Source organism: Aneurinibacillus aneurinilyticus ATCC 12856 (genome assembly GCF_000466385.1).
GTDB lineage: Bacteria > Bacillota > Bacilli > Aneurinibacillales > Aneurinibacillaceae > Aneurinibacillus > Aneurinibacillus aneurinilyticus.
Genome location: NZ_KE952908.1, coordinates 1 through 5,231, shown reverse-complemented (window position 1 = coordinate 5,231; position 5,231 = coordinate 1). Strand labels below are relative to the sequence as shown.

Sequence of the window (5,231 nt, the reverse complement as noted above, 5' to 3'; positions counted from 1 at the left end):
ACTTTGGATTATACTGGATAATCAACACCCTTGAAGTCAGATATATAGTAGTCCGCCCCATTATTAATAATAATGCTCACTCGGTCCTTTATAATCCTGAAGCGTATTGCCACCGTCAACAACGAATAGTTGACCTGTAACATACGAAGCATGCTCAGATGCTAAAAAAGCAATAACATGTGCTACCTCCTCTGGACGACCGCTACGACCAATTGGAGTATTATACCCCGCTTCTGCTTCGTGCTTCGTCTGTGATCCGGTAGCAATCCATCCGGGTGCCACGTTATTTACTGTAATGTTATGCTTGGCAACCTCAATAGCAATCCCTTTGCTCATGCCCACCATGGCAGCTTTTGCTGCACTGTAGGCGGATTCTCCCGGATTGCTTACCAATGGGCCAGTAACAGATGAGACATTAATAATTCTTCCGTATTCATTTTCGATCATATGAGGAAGCACGGTCCGGGTTACATTAAAGCACGTCGTAAGATTACGAGAAATGGATAAATCCCACTCTTCATCGTCTATTTCTGCAAAAGGAATAAACTTTTCAGGAGAGCCTACTTGTGCCATCCCCGCATTATTAATAAGGATATCAACTCTCCCGAAATTATCGAGCACAGTGTCAATCAATGTTCGAGTCTGTTCGCGATCCATTAGATCGGCTACATAACCACAAGCTTGTATCTTCTCTGCCTTCAATTCATTCACACGTTCGTGAATGCGTTCCGTTGTTGATACAATGGCGATCCTGCCACCTAGCTTGCCAATGATCCTAGCTGTCGCAAAACCAATTCCTGAATCACTGCCTGCACCAGTAACAAGACATACCTTTCCTTTAAAGCAAGTATGTACATCCATAATTGTCTTCCCCTCAATTTAAAAAATTTAGAATTAAAGTAATTTTACAATACATCTGTACACATTTGCTATATAGAAATCACTTGATGTAGCAACAAAAGTTCAGGTGGCTGGAAGGGGGAGATTCGGAAAAAAGAAGAGGGTGGGTGCGCCCTGCGTCCCGGCAGAAGAAAGGACAGCATGTCTTTTTCCGACCGCTCCCGCCCACCGCCCCCTTCTTTTCTTATCTCCCATCACAAAAATATGCCGCTTTATCGAATCAGGTGTATATAGGTACAATGGCAGTCCAACAAATCTCCCAGCTACTACGCTACAAATAATCCTATCTAGACATGTTTCCTGAACACGTCTTTGTTATCGGACGTTAAAAATATAAAAAGATGCATAAAAGCTAAAGAGCATTACAAACGACAGGAAAATAGCAAACTTTTTTTGTTTTTGAATGAAATGATTAAGCGCCATAACGCCAAACATTAAGCCGACAAAAAATTGTATTACAAAACCCTGAAAGTAATCGTGCGTTGGAGAAGTTAACAAGTTTACGAGAGACATAGATACCACAACTAAGGATATAATTAATTGGACTATATCAAGTGCTTTCCATTTTTTCATGATGGCCTCCTTTCCTTCACTTTAATTTCCAAATAAAAACAAAACAAGTCTTTTTAAGAACATTCAAGAAAACCGGTTAACATATGTGAGTAACATGTCACTATTACTCCGAACCATACAAAAATACAGATGGAGAGACTGCTATGAAGCTAGAAATCATCTATAAGGAACACCTGTCATTGCTCACATCAATTGCGTATCGCATACTCGGCTCCTTAGCTGACGCGGAAGACATCGTTCAGGAAGCGTTTCTCGAAGTGCAGTAACTCGATACAGATCATGTATATAACATGAAAGCGTACTTAGTTAAATCGGTAACGAATCGATGTATCAACCTCCTGAAATCAGCCCGTAAAAAAAGGGAAATTTACATAGGTCCTTGGCTTCCTGAACCTCAAATCAACCTTTCGGAACAAAATCCGATGGAGTTAGTCGTGAAAGACAAAGCCATTTCCTATGCTTTTCTCGTTATGTTAAATCAGCTAAACGCTGTGGAAAGGGCTGTGTTCATCCCGAGGGAAGTACTTGATTACAGTTACAGCGAGATCGCCCAAGCTTTAAATAAATCGGAGGGAAATTGCCGTAAAATCTACAGCCGTATCAAGAAAAAATTGCATCAAGCGGTGCCTGTCTCATCTTCTAATACGGAAAAAGAAGATGCTCTAGTCCAATCATTAGCCGGTATCGTATCCTGACTTTATTCAAAGGAATTGCTCCGAAAGGATATTTTGAAAGGAATCTTCTTCCTGTTTACATTAATAATCAACGAGGAGTTCTGCTGATGAAAAATGACCAGCTAGTATTGGTATTTGTGTCACAAATTCGATAGATATTCTGTTAAGTAAGTAAGGGTAAGAAATGATGGCAGTACATAAAGTCACGAAAGTTCACTTCTTACTTTTACAAATTACTTTCAAGGAGGATTTCACATGGAAACAAGATTTTTTATGGAGAAAGCAAATCCGAAAGGCTATACCGCAATGCTTGGATTAGAAAAATATCTGATGTCTACTAGTATTGATAAAAAGCTGAGAGAGCTAATCAAAATCCGCGCCTCCCAAATCAATGGTTGTGCATTCTGCATCGACATGCACACTAAGGACGCACGTAAAATTGGCGAAACAGAGCAACGCATTTATGCTCTTAACGCATGGCGAGAAACTCCTTTCTTCACGCCTGAAGAGCGTACTGTTTTGGCTTTAACAGAAGCTATTACCCTGGTAACAGAAGGTCATGTAGCAGATGATGTATACAACGAAGTCCGTCGGTATTTCGACGAAACTAAAACCTCAGAAATTATTATGGCCATTGTTACTATTAATGCTTGGAATCGTATTGCCATAGCCACAAGAAAAATACCTCTCTCTTATATAGAAATCACTTGATGTAGCAACAAAAGTTTAGGTGGCTGGAAGGGGAAGATTCGGAAAAAAGAAGGGGATCGATGCGCCCTGCGTTCCGGCAGAAGAAAGGACAGCATGTCTTTTTCCGACCGCTCCCGCCCACCGCCCTTCCTTCTTTTCTTATCTCCCGCCACAAAAATGTACCGCTTCATCGAATCAGGTGTATATAGAAGCATAATGCATAGTACAGATAAAAAATAAAGGGGATGTCCAGAAAGTCAGCCTAACCAGCCCCATCTTCTTTTTCACTTTAGGAACTTTTTCTTGTATGATGTCCGGAACGGATATACCTGTTAGCTAAAGGACGATGCTTTTTTTATTTTGGAAGTACCCCCATTGACTTTTAGAGTCGTCTAGAAGTGAGATATTAACTGCCCCTGATAGCAAAAACCACTTGAATTCTAAGCGTTCATCGCTTATTATGACCTCATTAGGATTTGTTTATAGGCAGAGGTAAGTAATGATACATACCATTCTTCTTTACTCCTTTTTATAGCACATTGTCTTGACTCGTCTCCAGACTCCAATTTGCCCCTAAGTCTCCCCATACATTCCGTTCACTTTTTAACTGAAGCACCTTATTATGAGGATATCCTCTTCACCGATATAAGCAGCTTCAATAACTAGCCACTTCTTTAACCTAATTTTGCTATATAGTACAAAGCAAAATATAAAAAACGTTGTGCTTTCAATGTGGTTATTTTACATAATAGTGGATTATAGGATAGAAAAGATAAATATGTGAAACCTATTTGGATTTAAATCGTTTTACAGAGTAACAGGGAGAAATAGTATGCGAAACATTGTATGATTCCAAGGGTGTTAATTATCCAGTACGATCCAGAGTGGATAGCCACCACACCGTGCCCCAAACGGGTGTCGGTTCGTCTCCCGTACCGAGAGGCCCAGATGTTTTGCCGGTCCAGACTTGGTGCCACGAAGCGGTCGTATCTCTTTCTTGTGAGAAAAAACGAGAGAACGCGCCGATGCGTGCATCTTCTCCCTTCCAACCTATGGATAATAAACAGGTGTGGTATGATTTATCTCTATTCAGCTTGTAAAGCAAATCCCTATAGGTTTCAAACAGGAAGCGCACTGTAACTCGTGCTCGCTTTTACTGCTTTTATCTTTTCATTGCTTATTACCGGCTGGCTAGGCAGATAGATAAAGAAAAGTTCATAGTAGTTCGCTTAATCTTTTTTTGCGTAAACGGCCTTGTTAGACATTTATTCAAATGAAGAATACTATTTTTGTAGTTCTTATATATAGGGTAAACTAATAAAAAGCGTTTGCAGAATCGAAAAGGGGTGTTGTTCCATATGATAAAAACAACTGATTTACACAAAAGTGCAATGGACATGTTGTTGGAAACCAGTCGCACTTTCTTTATTCCAATTAGTCATCTATCTCCAGGCTTACAGGAATCCGTTGCTTCAGCCTACCTATGCATGAGAGCTATAGATGAGATAGAAGATCACCCCGGACTTCCATCCGACGTGAAAATTAACCTGTTGCGCTCAGTCAGTCTTCTTCTGGAAAAGCCCATCGATGATAACGAATTGATGGCACTATTTCAACCGCACAACTCCCTTCTTCCAGAAGTCACCTTACGATTAGGAGACTGGGTAAAGCTTAGTCCCCCTTCCATCGCACCTAACATCCAGAAGGCCACAGCAATTATGGCAAACGGAATGGCAGATTGGATTTCCAAAAAATGGAGAATCAAGAACGAAAAAGATTTAGACGACTACACTTTTTATGTTGCAGGCTTGGTCGGTATACTGCTATCAGAGATTTGGAAGTGGCATGATGATATTGAAACGGATCGGGACTTAGCGGTTGCTTTTGGTCGGGGCCTACAGGCTGTCAATATTATTCGCAATCGTGCCGAGGATTTATCCCGGGGGGTAGACTTTTTTCCTGATGAATGGAAAGCAGAAGACATGTTTTCGTATGCCAGACGTAACTTGGCATTGGCAGATGCATACTTAAAGAGCATTAAATCGGGAACAATTCTTATTTTCTGCCGAATACCACTCATTTTGGCTTATGGTACACTTGACGCTTTAGCAGCAGGTAAAGAAAAACTCGATCGCGCTACAGTAACTCATCTTGTTAGACAAGTGACTGAAGCGTAAACACTAAGTTAACTCAAACAAGCCAAACTTGAATGCATTCAGGTTTGGCTTATTCTATAAAACGTTTTGGGCTTATTTTTTTCTCACATTCCTCTCCTGACCACATATTTTAGAAAAAGAAAATAGACTACTATCTTTGGAGGGAAAAATATGTGTGAAAATCGACAACAATGGAATCCCGGACAGCAGTGGCATCATGGGCAACAATGGAATCCTG

At 40.6% G+C, this 5,231-nt stretch carries 7 protein-coding genes; 4 read left to right on the top strand and 3 right to left on the bottom strand.

What is annotated here, in order from left to right; all coding sequences use genetic code 11:
* Positions 1-63: 63 nt before the first annotated feature.
* On the bottom strand, positions 64-861 hold the full coding sequence (locus HMPREF0083_RS24005; protein WP_021624532.1) for an SDR family NAD(P)-dependent oxidoreductase: 798 nt from the start codon (positions 859-861) through the stop codon (positions 64-66).
* Positions 862-1,215: 354 nt separating this feature from the next.
* Positions 1,216-1,473 (bottom strand): hypothetical protein, encoded by a 258-nt coding sequence (locus HMPREF0083_RS24000; RefSeq protein ID WP_021624530.1) that lies wholly within the window; start codon positions 1,471-1,473, stop codon positions 1,216-1,218.
* A gap of 143 nt (positions 1,474-1,616) precedes the next feature.
* Here HMPREF0083_RS24000 and HMPREF0083_RS27635 point away from each other — a divergent pair, with 143 nt between their 5' ends.
* From HMPREF0083_RS27635 to HMPREF0083_RS23990, 3 genes are all read left to right on the top strand, one after another.
* Positions 1,617-1,739: a sigma factor gene (locus HMPREF0083_RS27635; protein ID WP_021624529.1), complete on the top strand. Its 123-nt coding sequence runs from the start codon at positions 1,617-1,619 to the stop codon at positions 1,737-1,739.
* A 24-nt stretch (positions 1,740-1,763) separates the two neighbouring features.
* Positions 1,764-2,168, top strand: a complete 405-nt coding sequence (locus HMPREF0083_RS27630) for a sigma-70 family RNA polymerase sigma factor (RefSeq protein WP_021624528.1) — start codon at positions 1,764-1,766, stop codon at positions 2,166-2,168.
* 234 nt (positions 2,169-2,402) lie between these two features.
* Entirely contained in the window at positions 2,403-2,858 is a 456-nt protein-coding gene (locus HMPREF0083_RS23990; RefSeq protein ID WP_021624527.1) for a carboxymuconolactone decarboxylase family protein, read from the top strand.
* An 840-nt stretch (positions 2,859-3,698) separates the two neighbouring features.
* On the opposite strand, the gene HMPREF0083_RS28520 is transcribed toward HMPREF0083_RS23990, so the two are convergent.
* Positions 3,699-3,872, bottom strand: a complete 174-nt coding sequence (locus HMPREF0083_RS28520) for a hypothetical protein (RefSeq protein WP_021624525.1) — start codon at positions 3,870-3,872, stop codon at positions 3,699-3,701.
* Positions 3,873-4,195: 323 nt separating this feature from the next.
* Between HMPREF0083_RS28520 and HMPREF0083_RS23985 the strand changes: the two genes are divergently transcribed.
* On the top strand, positions 4,196-5,014 hold the full coding sequence (locus HMPREF0083_RS23985; RefSeq protein WP_021624524.1) for a squalene/phytoene synthase family protein: 819 nt from the start codon (positions 4,196-4,198) through the stop codon (positions 5,012-5,014).
* The last annotated feature ends 217 nt before the right edge of the window (positions 5,015-5,231 follow it).

Bases quoted from the DNA above. Each gene is read 5' to 3' on its own strand.
- HMPREF0083_RS24005 (WP_021624532.1), bottom strand. From the start codon at position 861: ATGGATGTACATACTTGCTTTAAAGGAAAGGTATGTCTTGTTACTGGT.
- HMPREF0083_RS24000 (WP_021624530.1), bottom strand. From the start codon at position 1,473: ATGAAAAAATGGAAAGCACTTGATATAGTCCAATTAATTATATCCTTA.
- HMPREF0083_RS27635 (WP_021624529.1), top strand. From the start codon at position 1,617: ATGAAGCTAGAAATCATCTATAAGGAACACCTGTCATTGCTCACATCA.
- HMPREF0083_RS27630 (WP_021624528.1), top strand. From the start codon at position 1,764: ATGAAAGCGTACTTAGTTAAATCGGTAACGAATCGATGTATCAACCTC.
- HMPREF0083_RS23990 (WP_021624527.1), top strand. From the start codon at position 2,403: ATGGAAACAAGATTTTTTATGGAGAAAGCAAATCCGAAAGGCTATACC.
- HMPREF0083_RS28520 (WP_021624525.1), bottom strand. From the start codon at position 3,872: ATGCACGCATCGGCGCGTTCTCTCGTTTTTTCTCACAAGAAAGAGATA.
- HMPREF0083_RS23985 (WP_021624524.1), top strand. From the start codon at position 4,196: ATGATAAAAACAACTGATTTACACAAAAGTGCAATGGACATGTTGTTG.